Source organism: Mesorhizobium sp. B1-1-8 (assembly GCF_006442795.2).
GTDB lineage: Bacteria > Pseudomonadota > Alphaproteobacteria > Rhizobiales > Rhizobiaceae > Mesorhizobium.
Genome location: NZ_CP083956.1, coordinates 624804 through 641495, shown reverse-complemented (window position 1 = coordinate 641495; position 16692 = coordinate 624804). Strand labels below are relative to the sequence as shown.

Annotated in this window: 19 protein-coding genes; 11 read left to right on the top strand and 8 right to left on the bottom strand. The window is 63.0% G+C overall.

What is annotated here, in order from left to right; genetic code table 11:
- Positions 1 to 26: 26 nt before the first annotated feature.
- Positions 27 to 815 carry a tRNA pseudouridine(38-40) synthase TruA gene (gene truA, locus FJ974_RS03005; protein ID WP_140537539.1) on the top strand — a complete coding sequence of 263 codons (789 nt, stop codon included), beginning with the start codon at positions 27 to 29 and terminating at the stop codon, positions 813 to 815.
- Here truA and FJ974_RS03000 read toward each other — a convergent pair.
- Entirely contained in the window at positions 812 to 1417 is a 606-nt protein-coding gene (locus FJ974_RS03000) for a transporter (RefSeq protein ID WP_140537599.1), read from the bottom strand. The genes truA and FJ974_RS03000 overlap by 4 nt on opposite strands.
- Positions 1418 to 1419: 2 nt before the next feature.
- On the bottom strand, positions 1420 to 2619 hold the full coding sequence (gene dapE / locus FJ974_RS02995; protein WP_140537541.1) for a succinyl-diaminopimelate desuccinylase: 1200 nt from the start codon (positions 2617 to 2619) through the stop codon (positions 1420 to 1422).
- Between the two features lie 113 nt (positions 2620 to 2732).
- On the opposite strand from dapE, the gene FJ974_RS02990 reads away from it, so the two are divergent.
- Positions 2733 to 3767: a 2-dehydropantoate 2-reductase gene (locus FJ974_RS02990; RefSeq protein WP_140537542.1), complete on the top strand. Its 1035-nt coding sequence runs from the start codon at positions 2733 to 2735 to the stop codon at positions 3765 to 3767.
- A 7-nt stretch (positions 3768 to 3774) separates the two neighbouring features.
- Here FJ974_RS02990 and FJ974_RS02985 read toward each other — a convergent pair whose 3' ends face one another.
- Both FJ974_RS02985 and dapD read right to left on the bottom strand, forming a co-directional pair.
- Positions 3775 to 4146, bottom strand: a complete 372-nt coding sequence (locus tag FJ974_RS02985) for a DUF805 domain-containing protein (protein ID WP_140537544.1) — start codon at positions 4144 to 4146, stop codon at positions 3775 to 3777.
- A 21-nt stretch (positions 4147 to 4167) separates the two neighbouring features.
- The gene (gene dapD / locus FJ974_RS02980; RefSeq protein WP_140537546.1) at positions 4168 to 5022 is read right to left on the bottom strand and encodes a 2,3,4,5-tetrahydropyridine-2,6-dicarboxylate N-succinyltransferase; all 855 of its coding nucleotides are present in this window, start codon (positions 5020 to 5022) and stop codon (positions 4168 to 4170) included.
- 144 nt (positions 5023 to 5166) lie between these two features.
- On the opposite strand from dapD, the gene FJ974_RS02975 reads away from it, so the two are divergent.
- Complete coding sequence (locus FJ974_RS02975; protein WP_140537548.1) at positions 5167 to 6006, top strand: LOG family protein; 840 nt, start codon at positions 5167 to 5169, stop codon at positions 6004 to 6006.
- 25 nt (positions 6007 to 6031) lie between these two features.
- On the opposite strand, the gene FJ974_RS02970 is transcribed toward FJ974_RS02975, so the two are convergent.
- Both FJ974_RS02970 and FJ974_RS02965 read right to left on the bottom strand, forming a co-directional pair.
- Complete coding sequence (locus FJ974_RS02970; protein ID WP_264296799.1) at positions 6032 to 6652, bottom strand: response regulator; 621 nt, start codon at positions 6650 to 6652, stop codon at positions 6032 to 6034.
- A 288-nt stretch (positions 6653 to 6940) separates the two neighbouring features.
- Positions 6941 to 7564, bottom strand: a complete 624-nt coding sequence (locus tag FJ974_RS02965; RefSeq protein WP_181177255.1) for a sensor histidine kinase — start codon at positions 7562 to 7564, stop codon at positions 6941 to 6943.
- A gap of 13 nt (positions 7565 to 7577) precedes the next feature.
- On the opposite strand from FJ974_RS02965, the gene FJ974_RS02960 reads away from it, so the two are divergent.
- From FJ974_RS02960 to FJ974_RS02950, 3 genes are all read left to right on the top strand, one after another.
- Positions 7578 to 8318 (top strand): hypothetical protein, encoded by a 741-nt coding sequence (locus FJ974_RS02960; protein ID WP_226891453.1) that lies wholly within the window; start codon positions 7578 to 7580, stop codon positions 8316 to 8318.
- 140 nt (positions 8319 to 8458) lie between these two features.
- Positions 8459 to 8917, top strand: a complete 459-nt coding sequence (locus FJ974_RS02955) for a hypothetical protein (protein WP_140537553.1) — start codon at positions 8459 to 8461, stop codon at positions 8915 to 8917.
- A complete protein-coding gene (locus FJ974_RS02950) occupies positions 8917 to 9411 on the top strand; it encodes a hypothetical protein (protein WP_226891452.1) in 495 nt (164 codons plus the stop codon). The genes FJ974_RS02955 and FJ974_RS02950 overlap by 1 nt, the downstream gene beginning before the upstream one ends.
- A gap of 72 nt (positions 9412 to 9483) precedes the next feature.
- On the opposite strand, the gene FJ974_RS02945 is transcribed toward FJ974_RS02950, so the two are convergent.
- Complete coding sequence (locus FJ974_RS02945; protein ID WP_140537555.1) at positions 9484 to 10191, bottom strand: pyrimidine 5'-nucleotidase; 708 nt, start codon at positions 10189 to 10191, stop codon at positions 9484 to 9486.
- Between the two features lie 150 nt (positions 10192 to 10341).
- On the opposite strand from FJ974_RS02945, the gene FJ974_RS02940 reads away from it, so the two are divergent.
- The 3 genes from FJ974_RS02940 to FJ974_RS02930 all read left to right on the top strand — a co-directional run bounded on the left by FJ974_RS02940 (position 10342) and on the right by FJ974_RS02930 (position 12894).
- Positions 10342 to 11103 (top strand): GGDEF domain-containing protein, encoded by a 762-nt coding sequence (locus FJ974_RS02940; RefSeq protein ID WP_140537556.1) that lies wholly within the window; start codon positions 10342 to 10344, stop codon positions 11101 to 11103.
- Between the two features lie 148 nt (positions 11104 to 11251).
- Entirely contained in the window at positions 11252 to 11458 is a 207-nt protein-coding gene (locus FJ974_RS02935; RefSeq protein WP_140537558.1) for a hypothetical protein, read from the top strand.
- Entirely contained in the window at positions 11455 to 12894 is a 1440-nt protein-coding gene (locus FJ974_RS02930) for a GMC oxidoreductase (protein WP_140537560.1), read from the top strand. Before FJ974_RS02935 ends, FJ974_RS02930 begins: the two co-directional genes overlap by 4 nt.
- A 74-nt stretch (positions 12895 to 12968) precedes the next feature.
- Here the strand turns inward: FJ974_RS02930 and phhA are convergent, their stop codons facing one another.
- Positions 12969 to 13805, bottom strand: a complete 837-nt coding sequence (phhA, locus tag FJ974_RS02925; protein ID WP_140537561.1) for a phenylalanine 4-monooxygenase — start codon at positions 13803 to 13805, stop codon at positions 12969 to 12971.
- A 140-nt stretch (positions 13806 to 13945) separates the two neighbouring features.
- Here phhA and FJ974_RS02920 point away from each other — a divergent pair, with 140 nt between their 5' ends.
- Together FJ974_RS02920 and FJ974_RS02915 are read left to right on the top strand one after the other, a co-directional pair.
- Positions 13946 to 14422 (top strand): Lrp/AsnC family transcriptional regulator, encoded by a 477-nt coding sequence (locus FJ974_RS02920; RefSeq protein WP_140537562.1) that lies wholly within the window; start codon positions 13946 to 13948, stop codon positions 14420 to 14422.
- Between the two features lie 227 nt (positions 14423 to 14649).
- The gene (locus FJ974_RS02915; protein WP_140537564.1) at positions 14650 to 16629 is read left to right on the top strand and encodes a putative bifunctional diguanylate cyclase/phosphodiesterase; all 1980 of its coding nucleotides are present in this window, start codon (positions 14650 to 14652) and stop codon (positions 16627 to 16629) included.
- The last annotated feature ends 63 nt before the right edge of the window (positions 16630 to 16692 follow it).

The following is a 16692-nucleotide window of genomic DNA, read 5'->3' as shown; positions in this document are numbered from 1 at the left end:
GTCTCGAGTGCAGATCGCTCGCTGAGATGCCGCGTTTTCGTCTCGACATCGAGTATGACGGCAGCCAATTCGCCGGCTGGCAGCACCAGGCGGACCAGCCGTCGGTGCAGCAGGCGATCGAGCAGGCGATCGAAAAGTTCTGCGGCCAAGAGGTGAGGCTCCGCGCCGCCGGCCGCACCGATGCCGGCGTGCATGCCACCGCGCAGGTTGCGCATGTCGATCTTGCCGGGACCTGGTCGGGCAACAAGGTCCGCGACGCCGTCAATGCCCATCTGCAGGGGGCCGGCAACCGCATCGCCATCCTCAAGGCGGCTATCGTCGCCGACGCGTTCGACGCGCGTTTTTCCGCCACTGGCCGCCATTATCTCTACCGCATCCTCAACCGGCGCGCCCCGTCGGCGCTGGAAAAGGGCAAGGTCTGGTGGGTGCCGAAGCGGCTCGATGCCGAGGCCATGCACGAGGCGGCGAAGGTGCTGCTCGGACGGCACGATTTCACCACCTTCCGTTCCACCCAATGCCAGGCGGAGAGTCCAGTCAGGACGCTCGACCGTCTCGACGTCGGCCGCTCGGGCGACCTGATCGTGGTCAGAACCTCGGCGCGCTCCTTCCTGCACAACCAGGTGCGCTCGATGGTGGGGTCGTTGAGGCGCGTCGGGGATGGCAGCTGGACTGCGGACGACCTCAAGGCGGCGCTCGAAGCGCGCGACCGCGCCGCCTGCGGCCAGGTCGCGCCACCGGATGGGCTTTTCCTGGTGGGCGTCGATTATCCTGAGACAGCTGGTGAATCCGCCGGCACGCTATCCGCCCCGACCTAGCTCGCCGCGCTGCTGGGCAGGGGGATGCCTAGCAGCGCGCATAGTGCGCTCAGCACGATCAGCCATGTCACGAACATGCCGAAGAAAACCGCGGTGCCGACTGCTGCGCCCTTGGCAATCGCGGCGTTGGTCATGCGCCAGGTCAGCACCGCCGACAGCCCGAACATCAGATAGGATACAAGGGTGACCACGTCGTTCTGGAACGGCAGAAAGAGCTGGAGCAGCGCCGAGGGCAGCGTGATCCAGGCAAGAGCCGCCGATGTCCAATTGGAAGCGACGACATAGTGGACGAAGCGGCCGCCGATGCCGGCACGCGGCGCAACCAGTGCAAGCACCACCAGCGGCAGCACCCAGGCGCCGATCTCGGCCGTCGCCAGCCGCAAAACCATGCCGAAGCGGCCGGCAAAGGCGGTCGGATCGCCGATCTCGTTGGCGAGGCCGACCCAGCCGACGATCAGCGGAGGCGCCGCCACGACGATAGCGAAGAACGAATTCCAGAAACCGTCCGCCGAGAGGTCGAGCAGGCGCAGGCCGTCGGCCTTGCCGAGCATCAGCCGCCAGGCGCCGGCCAGGGAAGAGTAGGTTTCGTCGGCGGAGAGCATGCTCACGACAGGCCTTGTCCGAACCAGTCTTCGATGAAGCGCTCGTAAATCTGTGTCAGCGTGTCGAGATCGGCAAGCGCCACGCGCTCGTCCACCATATGCATGGTCTTGCCGACCAGCCCGAACTCGACCACCGGGCAATAATCCTTGATGAAGCGGGCATCCGAGGTGCCGCCGGAGGTGGAGAGCGCCGGCGTCTTGCCGACAACTGCCGCGACCGAGCCGCTCAGCGTCTCGATCAGCTTCTCGTCGCGGGTCAGGAAGACATGGCTCGGCCGGTCGCGCCAGACGAGCTCGTAGTCGACAGCGCTTTTCTTGCCCGGCCGGTATTTCTTGCGCAGCGCCGCCTGGTCGAGCCGGTTGTGGATCTCGGCCTGGACGGTCTCGGCATTCCAGGTGTCGTTGAAGCGGATGTTGAAAGTGGCGGTCGCCTTCGCCGGGATGACATTGGTCGCCGGATTGCCGACATCGATCGAAGTCACTTCCAGATTGGTCGCCTGGAAATCCTTCGTCCCCTTGTCGAAGGCCGGATGGAGCAGCGCCTCGACCAAGCTGATCAGCCCGCGCACCGGGTTGTCGGCAAGCTGCGGATAGGCGGCATGGCCTTGGCGGCCATTGACGATGACGCTGCCGGAGAGCGAGCCACGCCGCCCGATCTTGACCATGTCGCCCAGTCCGTCCGGGTTGGTCGGCTCGCCGACGATCGAGGCATCCCATTTCTCGCCCTTGGCGGCGGCCCATTCGAGCAGTTTCACCGTGCCGTTGATCGCCGGTCCCTCTTCATCGCCGGTGATCAGCAGCGACACCGAGCCTTTCGGCCCGCCATTCTTCTCGACATGGCGCGCCACCGCGGCGATGAAGCAGGCAATGCCGCCCTTCATGTCGACGGCGCCGCGGCCATACATCTCGCCATTGGCGATCACGGCGCCAAAGGGCGGATGCGTCCAGGCCGCCTCGTCTCCGACCGGCACGACGTCGGTATGGCCGGCAAACATCAGATGCGGGCCGTTGCCGGAGCGCCGCGCGTAGAGATTTTCGATGTCCGGCGTGCCGTCCTCGGCAAAGACCGGCCGTTCGACCGAGAAGCCGAGCGGCTCCAGCATCCTTTGCAGCGCCTGCAGCGCGCCACCCTCGGCGGGCGTCACGGAAGGGCAGCGGATCAGGGCGGCAAGGTTCCGGGCGGGGTCGGTCGGCAATGTCATGGGCAAAGCGATAATCGAAAGCAGCTGGCCTGTCACGGTGCGACGTGATCGCCGATCATGTCGCCGACAATATGATTTTCATGCCTTATAGTTGGCCAGGACAGGATGATTGCATGGCCGATAAAGAAAAAACCATTGCGATTGCCGGCGCCGGCAGCATCGGCTGCTACGTCGGCGGCTGTCTGGCGCTCGCCGGCCGCAAGGTGGTTTTCCTCGCCCGCGGCCGCATCGTCGAGGCCTTGCGCAACGACGGGCTGCAAGTGAGCGATCTCGACGGCCGCGACCGCCGCATCGAGCCGGAAGCGCTTGCGGTCACCGACAATCCTGCCACCGCGCTGCATGACGCCGACATCATCCTGGTGACGGTCAAGAGCGGTGCGACCGAAGAGATGGCGGCTGAGATCGCCAACCACGGGCGTCAGGACGCGATCGTGGTCAGCCTGCAGAACGGCGTCGACAATGCCGACAAGCTGGGCACCAGGCTTCCCGCGTTGCGAGTGCTTGCCGGCATGGTGGCGTTCAATGTCGTCCAGTCGGCGGACGGCGACGTGCCCTTCCGCGTGCACCGCGCCAGCCACGGAGGGGTGATGATCGATGATGGCGTCGATGGTCTCGTCGATCTGCTCAATGTGAGCGGGCTTGCCGTCGAAGCACGTGGAGACATGAAGGCGGTGCAATGGAGCAAGCTGCTGATGAACCTCAACAACGCGCTTGTGGCGCTCTCCGACCTGCCGCTGGCGGCCGAGCTGGCCGACCGCCATTGGCGCGTGCTCCTCGCCGGCCAGATCGATGAGGCGCTCGCGGCGATGAAGAGAGCCGGCATCGAGCCGGCGCGCATAGCCGGCCCGCCGCCGTGGATGCTGCCGAATGTATTGCGGCTTCCCGACTGGCTGTTCGGGTTGCTGGCGCGGCGCATGCTGGCGATCGACCCGCAGGCGCGCTCCTCGATGTGGGACGATTTGAAGCGCGGCCGAACGACCGAGATCGAAGACCTGCAGGGCGCGGTGCTGCGCCTGGCAAGGCAAACGGGCACACCAATGCCGACCATCGAGCGCATCACGGCGCTCGTGCACCAGGCGGAAGCGGACAAGCACGGTCCGCCTGGACTTTCAGCCGAAGCCGTCAGCGCCGGTCCTCGATCAGCGTGATCTTCCCTCACGAGTCGGCCGGCGCGTTGGTGCGCCTGCCGTAGCGGTTGGGTCCTGGATCGCTTTTGAAAAAGGCCAGGATGATCAGCAGAATGGCACCGATGATGAGCGAGATCAGCGCGTAGTAGGTGGGCTTGCCGAAATCATGGAAACGCTTCGCCGTCAGGGCGAAGGTCGACCATGTCGTGACTAAAATGGCAATCCACGAGGCCAGCGCCCAATTCTCGCTTGCCGCGGTGCCGGGTTCGGTCCGCGCGAACTGGTAGAGCAGAAAGAGCTGGACAAGGAATGGCAGAAGGCCCGCCCACGCATAGGCGCTTGGACTGAGCCGTCCGGAAAGGCTGAAAAACAGCCAAAAATACTGCGGCTTGTCGGCCATAGGATTCGGTTTCAACAAAGATCAATCGCGCAGCAATTCGTTGATCGACGTCTTCGAGCGGGTCCTGGCGTCGACGCGCTTGACGATGACGGCGCAATAGAGGCTGGGGCCGGATTCGCCATTGGGCAGCGGCTTGCCCGGCAGCGAGCCGGCGACGACGACGGAATTGGGCGGCACCTCGCCGTAGAAAACCTCGCCGGTGGCGCGATCGACGATCTTGGTCGACTGGCCGATGAACACGCCCATGCCGAGCACCGAGCCTTCGCGCACGATACAGCCTTCGACCACCTCCGAGCGCGCGCCGACGAAGCAATTGTCCTCGATGATGGTCGGGCCGGCCTGCATCGGCTCCAGCACGCCGCCGATGCCGACGCCGCCCGACAGGTGCACGTTCTTGCCGATCTGGGCGCAGGAGCCGACCGAGGCCCAGGTGTCGACCATGGTGCCGCTATCGACATAGGCGCCGACATTGACGAAGGACGGCATCAGCACCGCGCCCGGCGCCACATAGGCCGAGCGGCGCACGACCGACGACGGCACGGCGCGGAAGCCGGCCTTCTCGAAATCGACGGCGCTCCAGCCGTCGAACTTCGACGGCACCTTGTCCCACCACACGGCCTGGCCCGGGCCGCCCTTGATGATCTCCATCGGGTTCAGCCGGAAGGAGAGCAGCACTGCCTTCTTAAGCCATTGATTGACATGCCACTTGCCGTCGTCCCGCCGCTCGGCGACGCGCGCCACGCCGCGGTCGAGCAGGTCGAGCGCCGACTGGATGGCGTCGCGCGTCTCGCCGCGCGTCGCGGTCGAAATCGCGTCGCGCTCCTCGAAGGCCTTCTCAATAGTCCTTTCGAGGCTCGCCAGATCGGGCTTCGACATGATTTCGCTCCATTACCAAGCTGTTAAGGGGCTGCGCCTTAACCTGTTTAAAAGTCGCGCGGACCCTATGTTAAGGCTCAATGAGGGTCAATCGCGCCTGCGTCACGGGGCGGCGCAAGTAAGGGAATTGGACGGGTGGATACGATGACTCCCATGGAAAAGGCGGGGTGGACGCCGCTGCCGCATTCGGACGAGGATCTGCAGCGGTCGAAAAGTGTGCCGGACACGCCACAGACCCGCGCCGACACCTACCGGCTGGCCTGGAACGATCCCGATTTCATGACCCGGCGCGAATTGCGCGCGGTGCGCCTGCAGCTTGAATTGCTGAAGCCGGAGATGATCCTTGCCGAGCGCGGCATCCGCTCGACCGTCATCCTGTTCGGCGGCGCAAGGCTGCCGGAGCCCGGCGGCGAGGCCTGGGCGGCGAAGAACGAGACGCAGAAGAAGAACCTCGAGAAAAACAGCAAATATTACGAGGAGGCGCGCAGGTTCGCCCGGCTCTGCTCGCAGCAGTCGGCTAATTCCTACTACCGCGAATTCGTCGTCGTCACCGGCGGCGGTCCGGGCGTCATGGAGGCGGGCAATCGCGGCGCCGACGACGTCGGAGCGCCGTCTATCGGCCTCAACATCGTCCTGCCGCACGAGCAGGCGCCCAACGCTTATGTCACGCCCGAGCTCTGCTTCAACTTCCACTATTTCGCCATCCGCAAGATGCATTTCGTCATGCGCGCCAAGGCGGTCGCGGTGTTCCCCGGTGGCTTCGGCACGATGGACGAATTCTTCGAGACGCTGACCCTGATCCAGACCGGCCGCATGGAGCGCGTGCCGGTGATCCTGTTCGGCAAGGCATTCTGGCAGCGGGCGATCGACCTCGATTTCCTTGCCGAGCAAGGCACCATCTCGCCCGGCGACCAGGACATCATCGACTTCGTCGACACCGCCGACGAGGCCTGGGAGATCGTGCGCCGCTTCTACAATCTCTGAGGAAAGCGCGGCGCGCGCCGGCGTATTATTGCAGCTCGAGCAGCCAACCATTTGACTGTGCGAAACGCACAATGGCCGCCCGCGAGTGGAGTTCGAGCTTGTCGGTAGCCCTGGTCCTGTAGGTTTCGATGGTCTTGATGCTGAGGTTGAGCCGCGAGGATATCTCCTTGTTGCTGTAGCCAAGCGCCACCAGCTGGATGACCGACCGCTCCCTTTCGCTGAGATTGCCGGCATCGCCTTGCGTGCCGTTGCGGGGGCTCAAGATGCGCGCCGCCAGTGCCGGGTCGACGTAATTGGCGCCGGCCAGCACGCATCGGATGGCTTGCAGCAGGTCCGTCGCGGTCGATCGTTTGACCACGAAACCGCGCCCGCCTGCGGCCAGCACCTGGCGCAGGCAGCCTGGGTCCTCATGCGCCGTCAGCGCAATGCAGCCGAGCTCGGGAAACCGTTCGACAAGCCGCTCGATGAGCGTGACCCCATTGATGCCGGGCAGCGAGATGTCGACCACCGCAACGTCGGGGAGGGTCTTGCCGATGCCTTCAAGCGCCTCTGCGGCGTTCGCCGCCAGTCCGACGAGCGTCAGGTCTTCCTGGCCGTCGATCATCGCGCCGACCCCGGACAGGACGATCGGGTGGTCGTCAACCACAAATATCCGTCTACAGCACATCTCTTGACCTCCATCAGTCCGTGAAAGGCCCTCGCATGGAGGGTCCCCATTGTCCTTGATGGTCTAGGCAACTGCCCCGCCTGGCGCGGGACGCCCGTCTTTTCCTCGCAAAGCGCAAGGCAGCAGCAACGGGTAAGCCATCCCCCGCCTGACCCACGCGGCTGGATAGTAAGCCCCAACTAATATCTCGGATGTGGAGCGCTTCACGCAGGCGTAGGTCGGGCCGAAGCCGCCGCTTCCGGGCGTGTTGTCTTTGGAGAGGCCGGCTCAGCCGGTCAAAGGCACGTCCGCATAGACAGCGGTTCCCTTGCCTTTGGCGGTTTCGACCGTCAGCTCGCCGCCGACCAGTGCCAGCCGCTCCTTCATGCCTGCAAGTCCCAAATGGCCGGGGCCGGGCTCGACATGATTGTCGAAGCCGTGGCCGTCATCCTCAATGGCAAGGCGCATGCGATGATCATGGATATGCGCCGTCACGCTGACGCGGCTTGGCCGTGCATGCTTGCCGATGTTGGTGAGCGCCTCCTGCGCGATGCGATAAAGCGTCAGGCCAATTTCACCGGGCAGCGGGCTCGAAAGGGCTTCGAGGTCCACGTCGCAGGGAATGCCGAGCTGGGCGCACAGCATGGTCGCCAGGTCCTCGACCGAGGCGCGTAGCCCAAGACGGTCGAGATCGGCCGGCCGCAGGTTCCAGGCGGCATCGTGCACCTTGGTGCTCAATTGGTCGACCAGCACGGCGGCGCGCGCGAGGCGGCCATCGAGTTCCCCGTATATTGAGCGGGCGTTGTGCAATTCCAGCGTGAGGCTGGCCAGCATCTGGCCCAGATCGTCGTGCAGTTCCCGCGACAGGCGCAGGCGCTGCTCTTCCTGCACGGCAATCAATCGCCGCGCCAATTTCTGACGCCTGGTGTCCAGGTTGTTTTTACCAGGGATACCTGCCTGCATCGATCCGTTCTTCTCTTTGCCGGCGACGCGGCGCGAGCCGTCTACAGGCGCGAGAGAAAGCCACGAAGCCTATCTCTTGGGACAATCTACACCAAGCAGATACGCCGATGCCTGTCGGATTTTTCCCGATCGTGCAGAATTTCCCCGACAAGGCCATCAGCAAAAAAACCGACAGAACATGCCGATCGGCCCGAATGTCACACCGTCTCTTCTGCGTGCATCCTTCGTCCTGTCGTCCCGGCCTCCTGTTGAGCCGGGATTTGCAACAGCAACCAAGGAGAACGTCATGAGAAAGATCATCCTCGCTGCGGCTGTCCTGGCAGCCCTGACTGGTTCGGCATCCGCATTTTCGGTCGGCAGCGGCAACGGCAACGGCAATGGCAATGTTGGCGTCGGGAACGGCAATGGCAACGGCAACGCCAATACCGGCGCCTTCAACGGCAACTTCAACGGCAACGGCAATTTCGGCATCGGCAACGGCAACGGCAACGGCAATGCGAACGCCGGCGCCTTCAATGGCAATTTCAACGGCAACCTCAATGCCGGCGTCGCCAACGGCAATGGCAACGGCAACGGCAATTTCGGCTTCGGCAACGGCAACGTGAACGGCAACGGCAACTTTGGCCTCGGCAACGGCAATGCCAACGGCAACGGCAACTGGGGCGCCGGCAACGGCAACGGCAACGGTAACGCCAACCAGTAGCATCGAAAGATGCTGAAGCCTCTGGGATCGCCGAGCCACGCGCCCGTCCCCCGCGCCAGGCTATCGCGACATGTCGCCGGCGGTCCCAGTCCTTTTCAATCGAAGCCCTTTTTTTATCGAAGCCATGGAAGGAATCGCCCATGAAATCGCGCGTCGTATCGGCACTATGCCTGGCGCTCTTGACTGCGACCGCTGCGAAGGCCGCTGACAACGGCGCAACAGGTAGCCAGGCCTTCAGCACGTCCCGGATCGCTCAAACCGCCGGCCAGTACGGCCAGTACATCGGCTCGAATGTCAGGAACATGGACCCGCTGGGCGGCCTGGACGGCAATACCGGCTACAAGAACACCGGCACCGGCAACATCGGCGCCTTCAACAGCGGCACCGGCAATGTCGGCGCCTTCAACGGCAACGACAACACGTCCTCGACAAGCGGCAACCACAATATCGGCGCCTTCAACGGCAACGGCAACACCGGCGAGTATGACGGCAACACCAATGTCGGAGCCTTCAACGGCAACTTCAACGGCGGCTCCTACAACGGCAACGGCAACGTCGGCGGCTTTAACGGCAATTTCAACGGGCGGGGAAATCACTGATGGGCGTCTTGCGACCATACGCATCCGTCCGGCGTGGCAGCCGTCAGGCTACAGCCAGGCTGTTTGATGGAAACGGCCTCGCGGTTTGTATGCTGCTCGCGGCAATTGTGGTTGCCGACGCCTCGACCCTGGTCAGGATCGCCGAGCTTCCGATCGGCCGCAACGATGCCGCGACAGCCGTTGGCCCGGGCAACACCAACGCCTCAAACGGCAACCGGAACTCCGGCAATTTCAACGGCAATGGCAATCGCGGCAGCTTCAACGGCAACGGGAATTCGGGCAACTTCAACGGTAACGGCAACGCCGGCAGCTTCAACGGCAACGGCAATACCGGCAGCTTCAACGGCAACGCGAATTGCGGCAGCGGCTTCGGCAACGGATTTTGGTCCGACGGCAACGGCAATGGCCAAGACACGCCTCAATGGTGTCGAATTCTGAAGAACCTGAATGGCCAGCTCGGCCTGCCGCCCGGCACGATCCCGGATTTCGAATAGAAGGCGCCCGTGGACGGCCGCTTCCCAAGGACCCCGCCGCGCCTCGTGCGGCGCCGGCAATCTAGAGTTGGCTCACGCGGCGACCTCGACGATCGCCGTCAGGAAGCCGGCGAGGTCGTCGGTGACGGAATCCACGTCGTCCTCGTTCGCCGGATCGCGCTCCCATATCTCCGAAAAAGTCGGCTCGAAATTGCGCGGCACCACCAGCACGGTGGTCATGCCGAGCGATTTCGGCACCGACAGATTGCGCGCCAGATCCTCGAACATCACCGCATTGTGGCCGGTGACGGAATGCAATTCGGCAAACCGCTCATAGGTCTGGCGCGCCGGTTTTGGGTTCAGCCCCGCCGCGACGATGTCGAAGATGTCGTCGAAATGATCCAGTATGCCGAGCTGCCGCGCGGTGCGCTCGGCATGCCTGCGGTCGCCATTGGTGAAGATGAACTTGCGGCCGGGAAGCTGGCGGATCGCGGCCCCCAGCACCGGGTCTGGCACCAGCCAGGAATAGTCGATGTCGTGCACCTTTTCGAGGAAGTCGTCGGGGTCGATGTGGTGGCGCGTCATCAGTCCGTTCAGCGTCGTGCCGTATTCCTGGTAGAGCTCTTTCTGCAGCTTGCGCGCTTCCTCGCGCGGCAAGGTCAACAGCTCGCTGACATAGGCGGTCATCTTCACGTCGATCTGCGCGAACAGATTCGAATGGTGCGGATAGAGCGTGTTGTCGAGATCGAACACCCAGTCCGTGACATGGGCAAAACGGGCGGGATCGGGCGTCGTTGTCATGGCTTCCTTATGGCATGCCGGCGCCGAACTTATCCACAACTTCTGCGCGTCGTGCGTGTTGAAAATGGCGGCTCGTTTCAAATTTTAACCGTCTCGGAAAGGTCGCCTTCAACGCTTGCTGGCACACAAGCAGTCCGTTGGGAGTCAGCGATGAGTCGCATATTTTTGAAGTCGGCAGCCGTGGCGTTCGCTTCGGTCGCAATATCGCTTTTGTTGACACTGATTGTGGTTCCGGCAATGGGTTTTCCGATCAGCCGCACCGTCTGGCTGGCGTCCACCCTTTGCCCGCTGATGCTTGCCTGGATCGCCAGCGCCCGTACCTTCTGGCAGAGCGACCGCCTGAAGAACGCGCATCGCGAGCTTGCCCGTGCCCACGCCCAGCTTGCCGCCGCCCACAGGCGCCTTTCCGAGAAGGCGAGCCGCGACGACATGACCGGCATGCTCAACCGCGAAACCTTCTTTGCCGCGCTCGATGGATCCCGGCGCAAGACCGACCGTGGCGCGCTGCTCATCATCGATGCCGATCACTTCAAGACCGTCAACGACAATTTCGGCCACCTGACCGGCGACGACGCGCTGCTTTTGATCGCCGGCGCCATCGAGCGCGGTGTGCGCAGCGGCGATGTGCTCGGCCGCATCGGCGGCGAGGAATTCGCCGCCTTCCTGGTCGGCGCCACCGAGCAGGAGGCGAGACGGGTCGCCGAGCGCATCCGCCGCGAGGTCGAACTGATCCGCTTCCGCCCCGTCGACGAGCGCATCGTGCCGCTGACCGTCAGCATCGGCGGCATCACCTGCGCCGAGAGCGCCACCGTGTCGGAACTGATGCGCGCCGCCGATCGCCGGCTCTACGAAGCCAAGCATCGCGGCCGCAATCTCTCGATCCTCGATCGCGACATTTCGGAAGCCGCCTGAACCGCGTAGAGCCGAAGGCGGCTGTTAACGAAGTTCTAACCTTGTTCAAAATCAACCGGGACGTTCGCCCGGTTGCAACACGGTTTTCATCTAGGCTTGGCACGGAATTGGCTTGTCCGGCGGCATGTGTGCCGTTCGAGGAAACTGCATGCGTGGATCGAAGCCCATCGAAAGACGTGTCATGAACTATCTCGTCAAGAAAATGTCGCGCCGCGTGATCGTGCGGGCGCTGATCGCGCTGCCCGCGCTGTCGCTGTTCCGCAACCAGCCCGCCATCGCCGACCCGGATGAAATCGCCCCCAACGAAATCATTGAGGTCAATGGCTGGATCCTGAGGCGGAGCGACCTCGAATGATCTTCGACAGCTACGAAGCCTACAGGCAGGCAGGCTTCAAACCCAAGGCCTGCATCCTCGGCTCCGGTCCTGCCGGCACCACCATCGCCCGAAAGCTGGGCGCCGCCGGCATTCCAGTGGTCGTGCTGGAGGCCGGTTCGCGCGAATTCAGCGACGATTCGCAGGATTTCTATCGGGGCGCCACGGTCGGCGACTATTATTTCGACCTCGACATCACGCGGCTGCGCTTCATGGGCGGCTCGTCCAATCACTGGGCCGGCTGGTGCCGCGTGCTCGACAAACAGGATTTCGAGCCCAAGGCCTGGACGCCGGACACCGGCTGGCCGATCAGCCGCGCCGACATCGAACCCTATCTGGGGGAAGTCCACGACATCCTCGAACTTCCCGATTTCCGCCCGGATGTGCCGATCTCGGACGACATCCGCTGGGTGCAGCTGATCAAGAGTCCGGCCGTGCGCTTCGCCGAGAAATACGCCGACGAGCTCGACAAGAGCAAGGACATCGCCGTCGTGCTCAACACCTATGCAACCGAGCTCGCCGGCGATGGCAAGCGCGTCACCGGCGCCAGGCTGTGGTCGAACGGCCAGGACGCCGGCACCTTCGCGGCCGATTATTTCATCACCTGCACCGGCGGGCTGGAGAATTCCAGGCTGCTTTTATGGTCGAACCAGCGCTCGAATGGCGGCGTGGTGCCGAATGCCGCGGCCCTTGGCCGCTACTGGATGGAGCATCCGACCTTCGAGGGCGGCAACGCCATTCTTGGCAACTACAACGAGTTCGAGGTCGATGCCTCGAACGAGGCTTTCTTCTCGCCGACGCCGGCCGCGATGGAGCGGCTGCGGATCCTGAATTTCGGCATCAGGCTGATCGAAACGCCCTACCCCAATGTCAAGCGACTGATCGCCGATCTCGCCTGCACCGCGCCCAACATGGCGGAATGGATGTCGTCCCAGCTCAGCCAGAACCTGCGCTGCGCCGCCCAGCTCTACGTCGCCTGGGAACAGGCGCCGCTCGCTTCCAACCAAATCGAGCTGTCGAAGACCGATGTCGACCACGCCGGCGTGCCGCGCATCGAACTGCATTGGAAGAAGTCGCCGCTGGAGCGCCGCACCTTGCTCGAGGGCCTGAGGCTGTTCGGCGCCACGCTCGCCGCAAAGAATCTCGGCCGCGTGCGCATCGACGACTGGATCTTGAACGGCGGCGACTACCCGACCACCGAGGAGACGGCCGGCCACCATCATATGGGCGGCACCCGCATGGGCGCCGATGTCGCCAGGAGCGTCGTCGACGCCAATTGCAAAGTGCACGGCATGGACAACCTCTATGTCGGCGGCTCCTCCGTGTTCTGCACCTCGGGCCAATGCAACCCAACGACGACTATTACCGCGCTTGCCTGCCGGCTCGGCGATCATCTGAGCAAGGTCATCACGGTGTGACCGGCAAGGTCATCACGGTGTGACCTTAGGGTCATAGGCGGCGCCGGTGCCGCCGCCTTCGCGCGGCTTGGGTCTCAAACCGTCGCAGGATCGAGCGCCGGCTGATCCTTGAACCGGGCGACGATGCCGGCGAGATCGGCGCTGCCGAAGGCGTCGCGCAGCACGTCGAAGGACGGCAGCACGAAATAGGCGCGCTGGAACTTGTCGATCTCGTAGCCGGTGCGCATCACCGTCTCGAGGTCGAACGGCACGTGATGCGCGTCCTTGCTCTCGACCGCGAATTGCAATTCGGTGAAGGACGACATCAGCCCGGCGCCGAACGCCTTCAGCGGCTGGCCTGCTTCCTGGATCAGGCCGTATTCGGCGCTGTACCAGTAGAGCCGGGTGATCATCTCGTCGCCGCCCAGCGCAATCACGTCCTCGGCCTTGTCGCCATACATCTGCATGAAATCGGCAAACACCGGCTGCGTCAGGATCGGCACATGGCCGAAGAAATCGTGGAACATGTCCGGCTCGACGATGTAGTCGAGCTCTTCTTTCGTCCGCAGCCAGTTGGTGACCGGGAAGCGGCGGTTGGCGAGATGGTCGAAGAAAGGCGCGGCCGGGATCAGGCCCGGCACCGCGACGATCTCCCAGCCGGTCAGCTTGCGCAATTTCTCGCTGATCGCGTCGAAATCCGGGATCCTGTCGAGCAGGCCGAGCGTCGCGACGCCGTCGAGATAGGAGCGGTGCGCGAGCTTCTGCGTCAGCTTCGTCTGGCGGTCGCAGAGCGTGCGCCACACCGCCTGCTCCTCGTCTGAATAATTGTACTGTTGAGCCACTGTGAAGTCGGCGCGGCAGACCGAATAGTCGCCGCGCAACCCTTGAGCCGCGCATTCGCGGGCATATTCGGCAACGCTCATCGTCGTCATGGTTGTTCTCCCTGCAAGGCATGAATGGCGAATGGTGCCTTGAGGTTAACCGGATTCGGCGAGAGAAATCGGTTTTGATGGTGGCCCGAATCGACCAATCGAGTTAATATTAACTTCGAGGGCGCCTCGCGGGAGTGAAAATGCCTCATCTTGACGATTTCGAGATAAAGATGCTCGACACCCTGCAGCGTGATGGACGCAAGCCCGTGTCGGAGCTGGCGCAGGAGATCGGCCTGTCGACCACGCCTTGCGCGCGCCGCTTCGAGGCGCTTCAGGAGGCCGGCTTCATCAAGGGCTTTGCCGCTGTGCTCAGCCGCCGCGCCGTCGGCCTGATGGTCGAAGTGTTCATCCAGGTGCGGCTGGTCAGCCACAGCGACGGCTCGCCGGAAAGCTTCATCGCCGCCGTGCAGCGCATGGATGAGGTGTCGTCCTGCTGGACTATGACCGGCGATCACGATTTCCTGCTGCATGTGATGGTGCCGTCGGTGGACGATCTCAACGCTTTCGTCATGCACCGGCTGATGCGGCTTTCCGGCGTGCGTGACGTCCACACCCAGCTGGTATTGCAGAATATCAAGGGGCCGGGCCACGTGCCGCTCGGACATCTTCGGCGATAAGGATGTTATGCTTCTTAAGATCTCAGCAACGGCAACGGAACCGGCAAGATGTGAAACCAGGTGGATCAGGAACAGGCACCGCCCGCAACGCAATTTTGGCCCGTTTACCGCCAGTTAGCGACATTAGTGTTCTATAATACACGGGTTTCCCTCGTCCTTCCGTGGGGACTTGATGGACCTCGGTCATCCAACCGCATGCGCAGGATGATCGCCAAGGGAGCGTTGCGATGCAACTGACGGAGGCTGTGGCCCAGAGGGTCACACAAGCGATCTCGCGGCCGAGGTGGAAACCGGCCGATCCGATGCTGTCGGAGATGCTCCTGCAAAAAAACGCGGATCAGAACCGCCAGATCGTGCGATGGGGCATAGCGGCTGCGGTTCTGAGCTACGTCGCTTACGGTGTCTTCGATTGGTTTCTCTTTCCGGACGTTGCCATTCGTCTTGTCCTGACACGCTTAACGCTGGGTTTTGTGTTCCTGGCGCTTGTCGAAATCGTTGCCCGAAGGCGTTTTGCCGTCATCACACTGCACTACGTTGCCGCATTGGCGATCGTGTCGGGCGCAATCGGCTGGCTGCTTGCCGCGCTCGGAACGACGCATCAGGCGGCGCTGGCCCATTTCATGATCTTCGGCACGGTGTTTATCCTCGGGGCCAACCTGTTCTTCAATTTTCGCCTGTGGCTTTCGGCGATCTCGTCGGCGACCGTGACGGTCGCCTTTGTCGGCGCCGCGCTTTTCCTTCTCCAGGCCGAGCTTGCCACGCGCCTGGTGCTTTCAACCTATTTCGCCAACTGCCTCGTCTTGTCCCTCTACCTTTCGTGGCGGCTTAGTCTGGAACGATACCAGACCTTCGTGCACTCGCTTCAGGCCCAGATCCAGGAGCAGGCCGCCATCGAAAAAGGGCAAAAACTCATCGAGATGGCAGACACGGACCCGCTCACCGGACTGAAGAACCGCAGGGCGATCACCCGGGAATTCTCCGAACTGCGCAACGACTGGGGCACCGATAATGACGAGATCGGCGTCATTCTCATCGATGTGGACTATTTCAAGAAATACAACGACCGGCTCGGCCATCAGGCCGGTGACGATTGTCTGACCGAACTTGCCCGTTCCTTCCGCGAAACGGCGGCCTTGAACCACGCGGTCGCCGGACGCTATGGCGGCGAGGAATTCGTTGTGCTCTGCAAGGTGGCCGGACGCGACCATCTTCGGGAGCTAACCCAGCAGTTTTGCCGGGCTGTCGAGGATTTGAAGATCCCTCATCCCGATCGGGGCGACAAGATCGATGTCGTCACCATCAGCGCCGGCGCCTCGCTGACCCGCGCCGAGCAGAGCATGGAACTGCGGGTTCTGTTGCAGGAAGCCGACCGCGCACTCTACGCGTCGAAATTTTCAGGTCGCGCGACATTCACGATCTATGATGCGCAGGCTATCGACCAGGAGCGCGCCACCGAAAACCTGTCGGAATTGCTCAAACTCGCTATTTCCAAACGGCTTGTTTCTGTCGTTTACCAGCCGATTTGCGATGTGGCGTCCGGAGACGTGATCGGCCATGAATCGCTGATGCGCCTGCGCGACGTCGACGGCAGCATGATCAGTCCGGCCGTATTCATACCCGTCGCCGAACAGACGGGCAGGATCGTGGAACTGGGCATGTGGCTTATCGATCGGGTCTGCGCCGACATGATGGAGCACGGACTGGGCGCGGTCGTGTCGGCGAATGTTTCGATTGTTCAGCTCAAGGCTCCGAATTTCCCGTTGCGCATCGCCGACATCCTCGGCAGGCACGGCATGGCCCCGCAGAAACTGGCGCTCGAGATCACGGAAGGAAGCGACATTTTCCTGGAGGCTCAGGCGGCCAGAAACATCGAGCAGCTTCACAATTTGGGCGTCCAGATCTGGCTTGACGATTTCGGCACTGGATTTGCGGGCCTTGCCTGGCTGCGCCGTTTCAAATTCGACGTCGTCAAAATCGACCGGAGTTTCCTGCACGACTGCCAGACGTCTCGAGGCCTTAGCCTGCTCAAGGACATGGTCAAGCTCCTGCGCAATCTTGGCCATACCGTGCTTGTCGAGGGCGTCGAGACGAAAGAGCAGCAAGCCTTGCTGCAGGGCCTGGGCATCCAATCGATACAGGGTTTCCTTACGGGACGCCCTGTCCCGATCGAGGAATCGAACCAGGCCAAAGCGGGGCTCGTCGCCTAAGTCACCCGAAACTGCGCGGCGGCTTCGGGACAAAGCTGCTTGAAATCGACGGCCTGGAGCATG